Source organism: Blautia sp. AF19-13LB (assembly GCF_003479105.1).
GTDB lineage: Bacteria > Bacillota > Clostridia > Lachnospirales > Lachnospiraceae > Fusicatenibacter > Fusicatenibacter saccharivorans.
The window spans coordinates 165,948-181,252 of sequence record NZ_QUGO01000002.1 but is presented as its reverse complement, the minus strand read 5'-3'; the positions used below and the strand labels follow the sequence as shown (position 1 = coordinate 181,252).

General features: G+C 51.6%; 15 protein-coding genes and 1 pseudogene. 14 read left to right on the top strand and 2 right to left on the bottom strand.

All coding sequences use genetic code 11. The features are described from left to right. Nucleotides 1-63 precede the first annotated feature (63 nt). The 5 genes and pseudogenes from DWX32_RS03070 to DWX32_RS19500 all read left to right on the top strand — a co-directional run bounded on the left by DWX32_RS03070 (nucleotide 64) and on the right by DWX32_RS19500 (nucleotide 4,569). Nucleotides 64-1,404, top strand: a complete 1,341-nt coding sequence (locus tag DWX32_RS03070; protein WP_117804786.1) for a TrkH family potassium uptake protein — start codon at nucleotides 64-66, stop codon at nucleotides 1,402-1,404. Between the two features lie 19 nt (nucleotides 1,405-1,423). Continuing rightward, nucleotides 1,424-2,071, top strand: coding sequence for a potassium channel family protein (locus DWX32_RS03065; RefSeq protein WP_117813603.1), 648 nt, complete (start codon nucleotides 1,424-1,426; stop codon nucleotides 2,069-2,071). 235 nt (nucleotides 2,072-2,306) lie between these two features. Next, nucleotides 2,307-4,295 carry a DUF4118 domain-containing protein gene (locus DWX32_RS03060; RefSeq protein WP_118659236.1) on the top strand — a complete coding sequence of 663 codons (1,989 nt, stop codon included), beginning with the start codon at nucleotides 2,307-2,309 and terminating at the stop codon, nucleotides 4,293-4,295. Continuing rightward, a pseudogene (locus tag DWX32_RS20695) lies at nucleotides 4,288-4,374 on the top strand (DNA-binding response regulator); the annotation flags it as partial. The gene DWX32_RS03060 and the pseudogene DWX32_RS20695, both read left to right, overlap by 8 nt. Before the next feature lie 51 nt (nucleotides 4,375-4,425). Then, nucleotides 4,426-4,569 carry a hypothetical protein gene (locus tag DWX32_RS19500; RefSeq protein ID WP_158579545.1) on the top strand — a complete coding sequence of 48 codons (144 nt, stop codon included), beginning with the start codon at nucleotides 4,426-4,428 and terminating at the stop codon, nucleotides 4,567-4,569. A 90-nt stretch (nucleotides 4,570-4,659) separates the two neighbouring features. On the opposite strand, the gene DWX32_RS03050 is transcribed toward DWX32_RS19500, so the two are convergent. Next, complete coding sequence (locus tag DWX32_RS03050; RefSeq protein WP_118659235.1) at nucleotides 4,660-5,940, bottom strand: metallopeptidase TldD-related protein; 1,281 nt, start codon at nucleotides 5,938-5,940, stop codon at nucleotides 4,660-4,662. After that, entirely contained in the window at nucleotides 5,940-7,361 is a 1,422-nt protein-coding gene (locus DWX32_RS03045) for a TldD/PmbA family protein (protein WP_118659234.1), read from the bottom strand. The genes DWX32_RS03050 and DWX32_RS03045 overlap by 1 nt, the downstream gene beginning before the upstream one ends. Nucleotides 7,362-7,605: 244 nt before the next feature. Between DWX32_RS03045 and DWX32_RS03040 the strand changes: the two genes are divergently transcribed. The 9 genes from DWX32_RS03040 to DWX32_RS03000 are packed head-to-tail and all read left to right on the top strand — an operon-like array spanning nucleotide 7,606 to nucleotide 15,080. Further along, nucleotides 7,606-8,535, top strand: a complete 930-nt coding sequence (locus DWX32_RS03040) for a beta-ketoacyl-ACP synthase III (RefSeq protein ID WP_117760985.1) — start codon at nucleotides 7,606-7,608, stop codon at nucleotides 8,533-8,535. A 51-nt stretch (nucleotides 8,536-8,586) separates the two neighbouring features. Further along, nucleotides 8,587-8,814, top strand: a complete 228-nt coding sequence (gene acpP / locus DWX32_RS03035; protein ID WP_022462597.1) for an acyl carrier protein — start codon at nucleotides 8,587-8,589, stop codon at nucleotides 8,812-8,814. Nucleotides 8,815-8,844: 30 nt separating this feature from the next. Beyond that, on the top strand, nucleotides 8,845-9,783 hold the full coding sequence (gene fabK, locus DWX32_RS03030) for an enoyl-[acyl-carrier-protein] reductase FabK (RefSeq protein WP_022462596.1): 939 nt from the start codon (nucleotides 8,845-8,847) through the stop codon (nucleotides 9,781-9,783). Next, a complete protein-coding gene (fabD, locus tag DWX32_RS03025) occupies nucleotides 9,780-10,700 on the top strand; it encodes an ACP S-malonyltransferase (protein WP_055227405.1) in 921 nt (306 codons plus the stop codon). The genes fabK and fabD overlap by 4 nt, the downstream gene beginning before the upstream one ends. A gap of 28 nt (nucleotides 10,701-10,728) precedes the next feature. After that, nucleotides 10,729-11,469 (top strand): 3-oxoacyl-[acyl-carrier-protein] reductase, encoded by a 741-nt coding sequence (gene fabG / locus DWX32_RS03020; protein WP_022462594.1) that lies wholly within the window; start codon nucleotides 10,729-10,731, stop codon nucleotides 11,467-11,469. Nucleotides 11,470-11,485: 16 nt separating this feature from the next. Beyond that, the gene (gene fabF, locus DWX32_RS03015) at nucleotides 11,486-12,721 is read left to right on the top strand and encodes a beta-ketoacyl-ACP synthase II (protein ID WP_055227403.1); all 1,236 of its coding nucleotides are present in this window, start codon (nucleotides 11,486-11,488) and stop codon (nucleotides 12,719-12,721) included. A 36-nt stretch (nucleotides 12,722-12,757) separates the two neighbouring features. Beyond that, nucleotides 12,758-13,273: an acetyl-CoA carboxylase biotin carboxyl carrier protein gene (accB, locus tag DWX32_RS03010; protein ID WP_055218562.1), complete on the top strand. Its 516-nt coding sequence runs from the start codon at nucleotides 12,758-12,760 to the stop codon at nucleotides 13,271-13,273. Between the two features lie 26 nt (nucleotides 13,274-13,299). Then, on the top strand, nucleotides 13,300-13,737 hold the full coding sequence (gene fabZ, locus DWX32_RS03005; RefSeq protein ID WP_022462591.1) for a 3-hydroxyacyl-ACP dehydratase FabZ: 438 nt from the start codon (nucleotides 13,300-13,302) through the stop codon (nucleotides 13,735-13,737). Further along, a complete protein-coding gene (locus DWX32_RS03000; protein WP_118659233.1) occupies nucleotides 13,734-15,080 on the top strand; it encodes an acetyl-CoA carboxylase biotin carboxylase subunit in 1,347 nt (448 codons plus the stop codon). Before fabZ ends, DWX32_RS03000 begins: the two co-directional genes overlap by 4 nt. Nucleotides 15,081-15,305: the final 225 nt, after the last annotated feature.

Below are 15,305 nucleotides of genomic sequence, written 5' to 3'. Positions count from 1 at the left end.
TACGTTTTTAAAACGGAAGTCTCTAAAATAAGGAGGAATCAAAAAGAAGGAGTAAAAAGAGAAATGTGGAGTATAAAACTGCGATACAGGAAACAATGGTCGTCGTTTGAAATTATCATTCTTGGATTTGCGGGGGTAATTCTGGCAGGAGCACTGCTTTTGATGCTTCCTGTGGCTTCGCGGGAAGGAAATGTAACGCCATTTACAGAAACACTGTTTACTGCAACATCAGCCGCCTGTGTGACAGGACTGGCAGTCAGAGATACAGGAAGCTACTGGTCCGTCTTTGGACAGAGCGTGATTTTGCTGCTCATTCAGATCGGCGGTCTTGGTGTGGTTACGATCGCTGTTTCGATTGCGATGCTTTCCGGGAGAAAAATTTCCCTGATGCAGCGAAGCACGATGCAGGATGCGATTTCTGCCCCGAAGGTGGGCGGAATTGTGCGCCTGACGCGTTTTATCCTCAAAGGAACCTTTGGAATTGAACTGTTGGGGGCGTTGTTTCTTCTGCCTGTTTTTTTACGGGATTACGGCGGAAAAGGAATCTGGATGGCGTTGTTTCATTCTGTATCCGCATTCTGCAATGCAGGATTTGATCTTCTTGGAAAAACGGATCATCTGTATCCGTCCCTGACTTCTTATGTGGGAAATCCACTGGTTAATCTTACGATTATGGGGCTAATTGTAACAGGTGGAATCGGATTTCTGACCTGGGATGATATCTATACAAAAAAATACCATTTTCGTCAGTACTGCATGCAAAGCAAGGTGATCCTGCTTACAAGTCTGTTTCTGATTTTTGTTCCGGCGGCCTTCTTTTTCTTCCGGGATTTCGCTGGAATGCCGGTCAAGGAGCGGACGCTCTGCGCATTGTTTCAGTCCGTGACAACAAGAACGGCCGGATTTAATACGGCAGATCTTTCCGGGATGACAGGTGCTTCCCAGGCGATTATGATTGTTCTGATGATGATTGGCGGAGCACCGGGATCAACGGCTGGCGGAATGAAAATTACCACATTTGCCGTGCTGACAGCTAATGCGTCTGCTACGTTCCGTCAGAGAGAGGACACACAGATGTTTGGACGCAGGGTGGGCCAGGAGGTATTAAAAAATGCATCTACGATTCTGATGATGTATCTTTTTCTGGTGCTGATGGGAGGAATGGTGATCAGTGTGGCAGAAAATCTGCCGATTTCTGAGTGTCTGTTTGAGACAGCATCTGCTGTTGGAACGGTTGGCCTGACGCTTGGAATTACGCCGCAGCTCGGTGTTCTTTCGAAAGGAATTCTGATCGCACTGATGTTTCTTGGAAGGGTTGGCGGTCTGACGCTTGTTTATGCTGCGATGCCGGGGAGAAAGAGCGCACATGCAAAAATGCCGCTGGAAAAAATAAATGTAGGATAAGAAGAGAGGAAGAGATGAGATGAAAAATATTTTACTGATTGGAGTAGGAAGATTTGGGAGACATATTGCCATGCATCTGAATCAGCTTGGACATCAGGTGATGGCGGTAGACCGAAATGAGGAACGGATCGACGCCGTGATGCCGTATGTGACAAATGCACAGATCGGTGACAGTGTCAATGCAGACTTTCTGCGATCCCTTGGTGTGGGAAATTATGATGTCTGTATTGTGACGATCGGAAGCAGCTTTCAGGATTCGCTGGAAACCGCATGTCTTTTGAAGGAGCTGGGCGCAAAATGGGTCGTGTCCCGGGCAGAACGGGATGTACAGGAAAAATTCCTGTTGCGGAACGGAGCGGATCAGGTTGTTTATCCGGAAAAACAGATGGCAAAATGGACAGCAATTCGTTACAGCTCGGATCATGTGTTTGACTATATTGAAATTGACAGTCAGTATGCGATTTTTGAGGTTGAAATCCCGGAGAACTGGATTGGAAAAAATGTCGGCCAGCTGGATATCCGGAAAAAATACGGTATTAATATTCTGGCAACAAGAAAATATGGAAAAACAGATGTTGCGGTGTCTCCGGAGACAGTTCTGAATGGCGATGCTACCATATTGGTTCTTGGTGAATATAAAGCGATCCAGAAATGTTTTCGAATCTGAAAGAGAGGTGATTTCTGTGTTAAGTGTAGGACTGCTCTTCGTTACCCTGGTCGGTTTTTTGTCTGGAGGCGTGCTCGTAGATCAGATAGAGACATTTTTCACGGAAAACAGAAGAGAGGAACCGGAAACGGGACAAAATTTCACGGAAAACAGAAAACAAGAACAGGGAACGGGAGAAAAAAAGATTTCCTGACTATAGCTTTCTCTTCGTTTATGATCTACAATAGGAGGCGGGGTGAGACAGTTGGAAAAAGAAAAACAAAAAAAAGAGCATATCCTGGTGTGTCTGTCCTCTTCGCCATCCAATGAAAAAATTATTCGGACTGCGGCGCAGATGGCACAGGCGTTTCAGGCCGGCTTTACGGCATTGTATGTGCAGACAGCAGAAAAAACAGAAAAAACACCGGAGGATCTGGCAAGGCTGCAGAAGCATGTTCGTCTGGCAGAGCAGAGCGGGGCAGAAATTGTAACGACACACAGTGAGGATATTGCCCTGCAGATTGCAGAATACGCAAGAATTTCCGAGGTGACGCGGATTGTCATTGGAAAGAGCATGATGAAGCAGGGCTATTTCCATCAGCGAAGGGTGTGGACCGAGCGTCTGACGGATCTTGTGCCTGATCTGGAAATTCACATCATTCCAGACTCAGACGTGTACCGGAGATATCAGAAACGAAAAAAATTTCCGGAGTGGATGGAGCTGCCTTCCTGGAAAGAACTGATGCTTACGGTTCTGATTCTGGCTGCTGCGACCGGAATTGGAGAAATCTTTTTTCGGCTCGGTTTTACCGATGCCAATATCATTACCGTATATCTGTTTGGCGTCATGCTGACATCTATTCTGACCAGCGGTTATACCTGTAGTGTGGTCAGCTCTGTGGCAAGTGTTGTCCTGTTTAATTATTTTATGACAGAGCCAAGGCTTTCGTTGCATGCGTATGGTTCCGGCTATCCGGTGACCTTTGCGATCATGCTTGGCACTTCAATCCTGACCAGTACGCTTGCTTCAAAATTGAAAGAAAATGCAAAGCTTTCTGCACGAGATGCCTTTCGAACCAAGATTCTTTTTAATACCAGCCAGCTTCTGCAAAAGGCAGAGGATGCGTCAGAAATTTTTGATATTACGGCAACGCAGCTGATAAAGCTTCTGGGAAGAAATCTGGTTGTGGCGCCGGTAGAAAAAAAGAAAAACGGCATTGTGCAGGGAACTCTTTATAACGCCGAAACAGGAATAAAATCAGAAAAAGTTTTTAATGTGAAAGAACAGGAAATCCTGCAGTGGGTTCTGAAAAACCGGAAACGGGCGGGAGCTATGACAGAACGTTTTTCTGAAGAACCGTATCTGTACCTTTCCATCTATGCGGCACAGAACAGATATGGTGTGATCGGCATTTTCATCGGACAAAAGCCACTGGATGCGTTTGAGAACAGTATCCTGCTTTCTATTCTGGGAGAGTGCGCCATGGCACTGGATCGGGAACAAAGTGCGAGAGAAAAAGAAGAGGCGGCAGTCATGGCGAAAAATGAGCAGCTTCGGGTGAATCTGCTGCGGACGATTTCCCATGATCTGCGCACACCACTGACATCAATTCTCGGCAATGCAGACTCTTTGATCAGTAACTTTGACGCACTGGACGAAGGGATGCGGAAACAGATTTTTTCGGATATTTATGAGGATGCCGGATGGCTGATTGAACTGGTGGAAAATCTGCTTGCGCTTACGAAAATAGAAGATGGAAGTGTAAAACTGCAGTTATCCGATCAGGTGGTTGAGGATGTAGTCCGTGAGGCGCTGCGCCATGTAGAACGGCGGAAAAACGAACATAAAATTACGGTGGACTGCGGGGAAGATGTACTGCTCGCCCGCATGGATGCAAAGCTGATTGTACAGGTATTGGTAAACCTGATCAACAATGCAGTAAAATATACACAGGCAGGATCCAAGATCCGGATTACAGCCGGAAAAGAAGAAAAAAACGTATGGATTGCGGTGGAGGATAATGGACCCGGCATTCCGGCGGAGTGCAGGGAGCATGTATTTGAAATGTTCTATTCCGGAAAAAATAAGGTGAGTGACAGCCGCAGAAGCCTTGGCCTTGGGCTGGCGCTGTGCCGCTCCATTGTAAATGCGCATGGCGGGGAACTGGTGCTTCGTGACTGCGCTCCGCACGGCTGTCATTTTCGTTTTACGCTGCCGCTCAGTGAGGTGAATTTAAATGAATAAGACATTGATACTGGTCGTGGAAGACGATACGCCGGTCCACAACCTGATTACGACAACACTGAAAACACACGATTATAAATAACCACATTGGGGTCAGACCCCATTACTGTTTAGAAATTTTGTTCTTGTTTTGGCAATTCTGACACTGCAGACTGTGCTGAATGACAATATCAAAACGGCAGAAGATGTTGAAACTTATCTGGGTCTTAACACCCTGGTCGTTGTTCCGGATTTTGGAAGCAAAAAGAAATCCAGAAGACGAAGAAAAGACTGAACATAAACACAGAAAATTAAAAAGGAGCATCTACGGTTTCGAACTTGAAACCTGGAGATGCTCCTTTTTCGTATGCTGCAGAATGAAAAATTATTCTCCCGCCACCGTCACATCCCGCAGCAGTACCGCACACGGAACCACGCGGTTGTTTATCTGCTGTGTCTCTTTCGAGAAAGTCAGATTTTTCAGCACATCGTCATAACGGGCGGAAAGTGATCCGCTGGTTGTCGGATGGGAGGTGGTTCCGTCGCTCTCATACGCGAGCCGGATCTCACCGCCGCAGGTGCCGCTTACGGCATCCATATCAAACGCACTGAAATCGGTGATTTCTATATGCGGCATGCTGCGCAGCTCGTCGAGTGTTTTCGAACCGCCTTCAACTACCATGTTATTCAGGGAAGTAGTATCCTTCATGCCGATATAATGGGCATGCTGAAGGCTGCCCCAGTAGGAGCGGCAGATGCCGTTTTCAAACAGAACGCGCTCGGCTACCGGCATACCGGTTTCGTCGTACGGCGCGTTTTTGGCAGAGCCGTCGAGCGTCGGCACGAGGCGGATATTCAGCGGATCCGCATCCGCACCGGTGATGGCTTCACCGATTTTTGCTTTTGCAACGCCCATATACTGATAAGAAGCGTTGGTATGCATGGCAAAATACTGGAAGAAGCTGCCGACGGCATTTCCGGTCAGGAGAACATCAGCATGCTCATTCTGCCGGGTCGGAACAGCATTCAGACGCTGGCGGCCGGTGTGGAACATTCCGCGCACTTCGGCGATGATCTTCTCGGCAGATTTGTCGGAGAAGCGGAGATCCTTGTAGATCTCAATCTCATGATCATCCTTGCGGGAGTTTGTGACAACCTCGATCTCGCAGTCAAAGCCGGAGAAGGTGACATCGACACCGCGGGAATTGCGGATGTGTGTCTGCTTCTGGTTGACGAAAATCTCATAGGAGTTTACGCGGGAATCCTCTTCCGCCTTGATTTCCTGCATAGCCTGCACCAGTTTTACGAGTTCAGCGGTAAGATCGCGGGAAGCATCAGCCATGTCGGCGCTTGCCTGGGCATCCGATGGCTCTGCAACAGGGTACCATGGGTTCTGCACAAACTGTGCGGCGAACAGCGCCTGGTCAATTTCCTGCTGCATTTCTTCGCGGGAAATGCCCTGGTGGATCTCTTTTTCTGCGCTTCCGCGGAATTTTCCATCCTCACTGTCGACAAAGACGGTCAGAAACGTATGAGTTACTTTTTTCGCGCGGCTCATGTCGAGCTTCTGACCGATGAAAAATGCCTCGCGGGATTCGGTCTGCTCTTCGCGGATCAGAAAGTCGCTGGCTTTGCTTGTTTTTAATACATCGTATAATTCGTTCATCAGCCTAACCTCACTTTACATTTCAGATACGGGCCGCCATCGCTGACTTTGACCCATTCTTTGTGACCTTTTCCGCACATGCCGGAGCCGAAGAGCTCTTCTTTGTCGGAAACCATGGAGATGCTCTTTAAGAGATCCGGAACGTAGCCGGTCAGGGTGACAGGAGATACGACTTTTCCGGTCAGCTTACCGTCTTTGATCTCGCGGCCGAGTCCGACCATGCACTGGATGCCCCAGTGTTTCGGATCTTCCATACCGGACTGAACGCTTTCGAGAAGATAGCCGTGATCAATCGAAGCGATCATATCATCGAGTTTGTCTGTGCCTGCGGTGAAGTAGGTGTTGGTCATACGGGAGTAGACTTTGCGCTCGAAGCTCTCGCGTTTTCCGTTTCCGGTCGGCGTGGTGCCAAGGCGGAGTGCGCTTACGAGATCGCTGATGCCGGTAACGAGTGTACCGTGGTCGATGACCGTGGTGTCGGTGCCGAGCGTTCCCTCATCATCAAAAAGATAACTGCTGACCTGCTGTGCGCCGACTGCTCCGTCGTGCATGGAGGAGAGCTGGGAGGCAACAGGCTTGCCGATATACTCTTTGGCGAGTGCGCGGTTTTTGACAAACATATCCATCTCGACACCGTGGCCGAATGCCTCGTGTGCAATCACGCCGGTGACATCCGGTGCGGTGATGACATCGTACATGCCAGGGATGACCGGATCGGAGTGGAGCTTGTCGTACAGAACGGCGATGATTTCCTCAACAATCGCATCCATCTCATTTAAGATTTCCACGCCTTTCAGGCCGGAGCAGGAACGGTACGACATATTCTGTTTTCCGTTTTCTGTGCCGATTGCGGAAAGGGAGCCCTCCGAGAAAGCGTAGGACTGCATCAGATCCTTTTTGGAGGAGAGGAACAGCTTGTTGACACGGGCAAAGCTGACGGTACTCTGGAATTCCAGAATTCCTTCATGGGCAGCGCCGGCATCGCAGAGCTTCCGAAGGTGGGAGAGAATCTCCTCTGCGGAGACGGTCTCCGGGTCAATCTCGATTTCATTCTGCATCGTTTTTGCGATGGCTTCTTCCTGCACGAGAGGAGACTCCATCTGCGCGATGCCGAGTGCCTTTAATGCCTGAAATTCGGATTTCAGCGCGGAAGTAATTTCCTCCGCAAGATCTGCGGCATCGGTGAGGTTGTTGAAGGAATATTCGGTGTAGGAACCGTCCTGCCATGCACGGACAACGAAGCCGCGTTCACAGAAGTGATAATCGCCGACGGTGGTCTGATGCATGCTGACGCGGTAGGTCGTACCTTTGACATCGGTGCAGAGCACGCTGACATAATCGAATTCGCGCTCGAGCAGACGGATCAGTTCCTGAATCTGTGGTTTGATTTCCACAAGATAGGATGACATTGGAACCTGCATAAGTTTGGTGTCCTTTCTGGAGCCTGCCGGAGTGTTCGATAGAGAACCTGCGCCGGGGCTCAAAATAATAGAATCCGGAAAAAATAGTTTCGAAAAAATCCCGAACATAGTTTCATTATAGAAGTGGGAAATGGAAAAAGCAATAAAAAAAGGTTGACAAAATGAATTTTGATGATATACTTTGAATATCAAAACATTTGAAAAGAAAAATGTTTGAGAATGAAATAAGCAAGAGGACAGTAAGGTGAAAAACGGCAGAATTGCGGGAACCGGTTCGTATGTACCGGAGACGATATGGAAAAATGAAGATCTGGAAAAGATGGTGGATACGAGCGATATCTGGATCCGGGAGCGGACGGGAATCGGTGCGCGCCACATAGCCGGGGAGGAGACGGTTGCCCAAATGGCAGTAAAGGCGGCGAGAAGAGCGCTGGAAAATGCCGGGATCTGTTCGACAGAGCTGGATCTGATTCTCGTCGGAACCTCTTCGTCGGAGAGTATCTTTCCGAATACCGCCTGTCTTGTGCAGGATGAAATCGGTGCTTTCCGTGCCGCCTGTCTCGATGTCAGCGCCGCCTGCACCGGGTTTCTTGCGGTGTATGAACTGGGCCAGCTGTATATCCGGAGCGGCAAGGCAAAAAACGTGCTGCTGATCGGCGCAGATGCCCTGAGCCGCCTGGTGGACTGGCACGACCGCGGAACCTGCATTTTGTTCGGGGACGGCGCGGGAGCCATTGTGCTGACGGCGGAGGAACAGGAGACAAAAGCGTGCGAAAAGATCCATTCCGATGGAGAAAAAGGCGTGTCGCTGACCTGCGAAAAGGGAACGTATCTGCAGATGGACGGCCGTGCCGTGTTCCAGTTTGCTTTATCACGCGTGCCGGAAGTCATCCGCGAGGTGCTCGCGGAAGCCGACATGGCGGTCGAAGAGATTGATGCGTTTATCCTTCATCAGGCAAACAGCCGCATCATCGACGGCGTGGCAAAACGACTGAAAGCACCGAAAGAAAAATTTCCGCGGAATATCGAAGCATACGGCAATACATGTGCGGCGAGCATTCCGATTCTGCTGGATGAGTGGAACCGGTCCGGCAGAGCCAAAAAAGGACAGAGAATCGTTCTCTCCGGTTTCGGAGCAGGACTGATCTGGGGCGCGGCGTACCTGGAATGGTAAGAAACGCCCATATAAAATAAGAAGAATAAGAAAAAAAGTGAGGACAAAAACATGTTAGAAAAAGTAAAAGAAACCGTAGCAGAAGCACTGGGAGCAGACATCGATACCATCACAGCGGAGACTTCCTTCAAGGAGGATCTCGGAGCAGATTCCCTGGATCTGTTTGAAATGGTCATGTCCCTCGAGGACACCTGCGGCGTAGAAATCCCGACCGAGGATCTGGAAACGATGGTAACTGTCGGTGATGTTGCAGAGTATCTGGAGCAGCACAAAAACTAAGAAAGATCGGGAAGCAGGAGGAAGCGATTCATGATCACAGAAGTGACAAAATTACTCGGGATTCAGTATCCAGTCATTCAGGGCGGCATGGCCTGGGTGGCGGAGCATCATCTGGCAGCGGCAGTTTCCGAGGCCGGCGGCCTTGGCCTCATCGGAGCATCGGCGGCACCGGCAGAGTGGGTTCGGAATGAAATCCGCGAAGCAAAAAAACTGACGGACAAACCGTTCGGCGTCAACATCATGCTGATGAGCCCGTATGCGGATGAGGTGGCAAAAGTGGTTGCCGAGGAAGGCGTAAAAGTCGTTACGACGGGCGCAGGAAATCCGGAGAAATATATGGAACTGTGGAAAAACGCTGGCATCCGCGTCATCCCGGTGGTCGCTTCCGTGGCTCTTGCAAGACGAATGGAGCGCGCAGGCGCAGACGCTGTTGTGGCAGAAGGATGTGAGTCCGGCGGCCATATCGGCGAGACGACAACGATGGCACTCGTTCCGCAGGTGGCAGATGCCGTAAAAATTCCGGTCATTGCGGCCGGTGGAATTGCGGACGGACGCGGCATGGCAGCAGCCTTTATGCTGGGTGCCGAGGCGGTTCAGATGGGAACGCGTTTTGTCGCTTCGAAAGAGGCCGTTGTGCATGAAAATTACAAGCAGCTGGTGATCAAGGCGAAAGATATTGATACCCGCGTGACAGGCCGCACAACCGGTCATCCGGTGCGGGCGATCCGAAATGAGATGACACGCCATTATCTGGAACTGGAAAAAGAGGGAGCTCCGTTCGAAGAGCTGGAAAAACTGACGCTCGGCGGTCTTCGAAGAGCCGTTGTGGACGGCGATGTCAAAACCGGAAGCGTGATGTCCGGTCAGATTGCAGGTATGGTAAAAGACGAGAAAAGCTGCAAAGAAATCATAGAGCAGATGATGAATGAGATGGAAGAACTTCTGAAAGGAGCACCGGCGCGGTTATGAGTAAAACAGCATTTATGTTTCCTGGACAGGGTTCCCAGTGTGTCGGCATGGGCGCGGATTTTTATGAAGCATGTCCGAAAGCGAGAGCCGTCTACGATATGGCATCCGAGCTGATCGGGATTGATATGAAAAGACTCTGTTTTGAGGAAAATGAACATCTGGATCAGACAGAGTTTACCCAGATTGCACTGCTGACAACCGGAATGGCGATGGAGCAGTCCATCCGGGCGTGCGGCCTTACGCCGGATGTGACAGCGGGTCTCAGCCTTGGCGAGTACAACGCGATTGTGTCCGCCGGCGGTATGGAAATGGCGGATGCGATGAAGGTCGTCCGCAGAAGAGGCATCCTGATGGAGGAGGCTGTTCCGGCAGGCGAGGGCGCGATGGCGGCGGTGCTCGGCATGGAAGCTGCAAAAATCGAAGAGATTTTGAGCGGGATTTCCGGCGCCTACATTGCCAATTACAACTGCCCGGGTCAGATTGTCATCACCGGATATGAGGCGGCAGTGGCAGAGGCTTCGGAAAAGTTAAAAGAAGCAGGCGCAAAGCGGGTACTTCCGCTGAACGTAAGCGGCCCGTTCCATTCCCCGATGATGGAAGCTGCGTCCCAGGGGCTGACCGAAGCGCTCGAGGGCGTCGGCTTTATGGAGTTGAAGATTCCGTATGTGACGAATGTAACCGGCCAGTATGTGCGTGATACTGCACTGACGCGCGGCCTTCTGATCCAGCAGGTGGCATCCGGTGTGCGGTGGCAGCAGAGCATCGAGGCAATGATTGCGGACGGCGTTGATACCTTCGTGGAGATCGGACCGGGAAGAACACTGACCGGCTTTTTAAGAAAAATCAACCGGGATGTAAAAGGTTACAATATCCGCACCTATGAGGAAATGCATCAGGTGTGCGAAACTTTATTATAGATAGTGGATTATGCAGCAGGAGAATGAGATGTTAAGTGGAAAAACAGCAGTAGTAACGGGCGCATCCCGCGGAATCGGGCGTGCGATTGCAGAAAAACTGGCGGCGGAGGGAGCCTTTGTTGTCATCAATTACAATGGTTCAAAAGAGGCGGCCGAAACCGTGCTTGCGGGAATCCGCGCGGCAGGAGGAGACGGCTGTGTGATGCAGTGCAATGTATCAGATTTTGCGGCGTGTGAAGCGTGGATGAAGGAAATTCTTGCTTTGTATGGGAAAATCGATATTCTGGTCAACAACGCGGGCATCACAAAGGACGGCCTTCTGATGGGTATGTCGGAGGAAGCCTTCGACCGTGTCATTGAGACAAACCTCAAGGGAACGTTCAACTGCATCCGCTTTGCGGCACGGCCGATGATCCGCCAGAAGAGCGGCTGCATCATCAACATGGCTTCTGTGGTCGGCGTGGCAGGAAACGCCGGACAGGCAAATTATGCGGCATCGAAAGCAGGTGTGATCGGCCTGACGAAAACAGCGGCACGAGAACTGGCATCCCGCGGCATCCGCGTCAATGCGATTGCGCCGGGCTTTATTGAGACCGATATGACGGAGGTTCTTTCGGATAAAGTGAAAGAAGCATCCGTATCCCAGATTCCGCTCGGTCATTTCGGAAAGCCGGAGGATGTGGCAAACCTGGCCGCATTTCTGGCATCCGAAGCGGCAGCTTACATCACCGGACAGGTGATTCACTGCGACGGCGGCATGGTGATCTAAGAAAAGGAGAGTTGGAATGAAGAGAAGAGTAGTCATCACAGGGCTGGGTGCGGTAACCCCGATTGGAAATACCGTGGAGGAATTCTGGAACGGCGTCCGCAAGGGAGCCTGCGGAATCGGAACGATTACGAAATTTGATACAGCAGAATATAAAGTACATCTGGCAGGCGAGGTCAAAGGCTTCGTGGCAAAAGAACGCATGGATTTCAAGGCGGCAAGACGAATGGGAACTTTCTCCCAGTATGCCGTTGCGGCAGCAAAAGAAGCGTTTGCAGATGCCGGCATTTCCATGGAGAATGAAGATCCGTTCCGCGTCGGCGTTCTGGTGGGCTCCGGCGTCGGTGATCTGAATGCATGCGAGCAGGCGAAAGCCAAAATTGATGCCGGAAATCCGTCCCGCGTCAACCCGTTTACCGTTCCGGTGATGATTGCGAACATGGCGGCGGGAAACGTTGCGATTGCACTCGGCGCGAAAGGAAAATGTACCAGCGTGGTAACGGCGTGTGCGACAGGAACGCACTGCATTGGCGATGCCTTCCGCGCAATTCAGTACAACGACGCGGACATCTGTGTGGCAGGCGGTGCGGAGAGCGCAATTACGCCGGTCGGCGTGGCAGGCTTTTCGGCACTGACCGCACTTTCCGAGTCGGAAGATCCGCTGCGGGCTTCGATTCCGTTTGATAAAGACCGGAACGGTTTCGTCATGGGCGAGGGCGCCGGCATTCTCGTACTTGAGGAGCTGGAGCACGCGAAACAGCGCGGCGCGAAGATCTATGCAGAGGTAGTCGGATACGGCGCAACCTGCGATGCGTACCACATTACTTCTCCATTGGAAGATGGAAGTGGTGCGGCACGTGCGATGGAGCTTGCGATGGAAGAAGCGGGAGTAAAACCGGAAGAAGTTACTTATATTAATGCACACGGAACGTCCACACATCACAACGATCTGTTTGAAACGCGTGCGATCCGGAAAGCCTTCGGTGATGCGGCAGACCATGTGCTGGTCAACTCGACGAAATCGATGGTCGGTCATCTGCTCGGCGCGGCAGGCGGTGTGGAAGCTGTTGTCTGTGCGAAATCCATTCAGGACGGCTTCGTGCATCAGACGATTGGAACAAAGGAAGCAGATGCGGAATGCGATCTGAATTACTGCATCGGCGCTCCGGTGGAAACCGATGTGAAACTGGCAATGAGCAATTCCCTTGGTTTTGGCGGCCACAATGCGGTGCTGCTGTTTCAGAAATATGAATAAAGCGGCATCGTGTTCCGGTGCAGAAAGGAAAATAAGATGGAATTAGATCAGATTTTACAGTTGATTGATAAAGTTTCGGATTCTTCGCTGACCGCGTTTGATTACGAGGCTGATGGGATCAAGATTGCCATGGAGCATGGAAAAGCAGCTCCGGTGCAGGTGCAGATGAGCGGGGTTCCATCCGGTGCCGGTCTGCAGATGGCAGAGATGATGGGCGGAGCAAATGGCGTGACAGCGAAAGAAGCAGCCATGCCGGAGAGAAAAGAAACGGCAGGAAAAAGTACAGCGGCTGAGGATCACAGTGAAGCAGAAGAAGGCGTTTTTGTGACATCCCCGCTGGTCGGAACGTTTTATACAGCTCCGGCAGAGGATGCCGAGCCGTTTGTGAAGGTTGGCGACACCGTGAAAAAGGGACAGGTTGTAGCGATTGTGGAGGCCATGAAGCTGATGAATGAGATTGAGAGCGAAGTGGACGGCGTGATTGCGGAGGTTCTGGTGAAAAACGGCGAGATGGTTGATTACGGAAAACCGCTGTTCCGGGTAAAAGCGTAAAGCCGGGACGAGAAAGGAAGCAGCGAATGAACAGTTTGACAACGAAACAGATTCAGGAGATTATTCCACACAGACATCCGTTTCTGCTGGTGGATTACATAGAAGATTTTGAGCCGGGCGAATTCGGCATTGGGTATAAATGTGTGACGTACCGCGAGGATTTTTTTGCGGGTCATTTTCCGCAGGAGCCGGTGATGCCGGGCGTGCTGATTATCGAGGCGCTGGCGCAGGTCGGTGCGGTTGCGATTCTTTCTCTTGACGAGAATAAGGGAAAAATTGCATTTTTCGGCGGCATCAACAAGTGCCGCTTTAAGGGAAAAGTGAAACCGGGAGACAAGCTTCGTCTGGAGACGAAAATTATCCGCCACAAGGGACCGATGGGCGTCGGGGAAGCGGTTGCTTCGGTTGACGGCAAGGTGGTCGCGCAGGCGGAACTGACCTTTATGGTGGGGGCAGCACAATGATTCGAAAAGTTTTGATTGCAAACCGTGGGGAGATCGCGGTCCGGATTATCCGGGCATGCCGTGAGATGGGAATTCTCACGGTTGCTGTTTATTCGGAGGCGGACCGGGAGGCACTGCATGCGCAGCTCGCGGATGAGGCGGTGTGCATCGGGCCGGCACCGTCGAAGGACAGTTATTTAAATATGGAACGTATTTTGAGTGCGGCGCTTGTGACGGGGGCGGATGCGGTTCATCCGGGATTTGGATTCCTGTCGGAGAACAGCACGTTTGCGCGGAGATGCCAGGAGTGCCACATTACGTGGATTGGGCCGTCGCCTGAGGTGATGGACCGGCTGGGTAATAAGTCTGAAGCGCGAAATACGATGCAGGCAGCCGGTGTGCCGGTGATTCCGGGGACAAAGGAACCTGTTTTTGACTGGGAGACGGGTCTTTCTGAGGCCGACCGGATTGGTTTTCCGGTGATGATTAAGGCGGCGCTTGGAGGCGGCGGCAAGGGTATGCGCATGGCGGAGACGCGCGGGGAGTTCCAGAGTGCGTTTCAGACGGCGCAGAAGGAGGCTAAAAGTTCGTTTGCGGACGGGACGATGTATGTGGAGCGGCTGATTCGTCATCCGCGTCATGTGGAGTTTCAGATTATGGCGGACTCGTTCGGGAATGTGATTCATCTTGGGGAGCGGGACTGCTCGATTCAGAGGAATCATCAGAAGATGATTGAGGAGTCGCCTTGTGTGGCGATTGATGACACGCTGCGGGAGCGGATGGGCTCGGCGGCGGTCCGGGCGGCGAAGGCGGCGCATTATGCGAATGCGGGGACGATTGAGTTTCTGCTGGAGCCGGACGGGAATTTTTATTTTATGGAGATGAATACGCGGATTCAGGTGGAGCATCCGGTGACGGAGTGGGTCACGGGGGTGGATCTGATTCAGGAGCAGCTTCGGGTGGCTTCGGGGATGCCGCTGTCGGTGACGCAGGGGGAGGTACGGCTTTCGGGTCATGCGATTGAGTGCAGGATTAATGCGGAGAATCCGGCGAAGAATTTCAGGCCTTGTCCGGGGAAGATTACGGAGATGCATCTGCCTGGGGGATTTGGAGTACGGGTGGATACGGCGGCGTATGACGGGTATGTGATTCCGGCGTTTTATGATTCGATGCTGGCGAAGCTGATTGTGCATGGGAGGACGCGTGAGGAGGCGATTGCGCGGATGAGGAGTGCGCTGGGGGAAGTCGTCATCGAGGGAGTCGACACTAACGTTGATTATTTGTATTCTATTTTAAATGAAGAGGAGTATCTGGCCGGGAGGGCGGATATTGAGTTTGTGGAGCGGTTGACGGAGAGATTGTGAGAGACGGACGCCGCCCGGCAGTACAGCAGAGGGGGACGGCGCGGTTTCAGAGGAAAGAAACACTAAGGCCGCCCCCCTCTGCTGTACTGCCGGGCGGCTGAGATCAGACACACGACTGGGAGAGTGTGGTCAGCGACACCGCGGGGCGGTGCGGCTGGGATGACAGGAGTGAGCGGTTAAGAGAGAATGAATGCCTCGATGGGTGAGGTGTGTGGTTGGAAGATT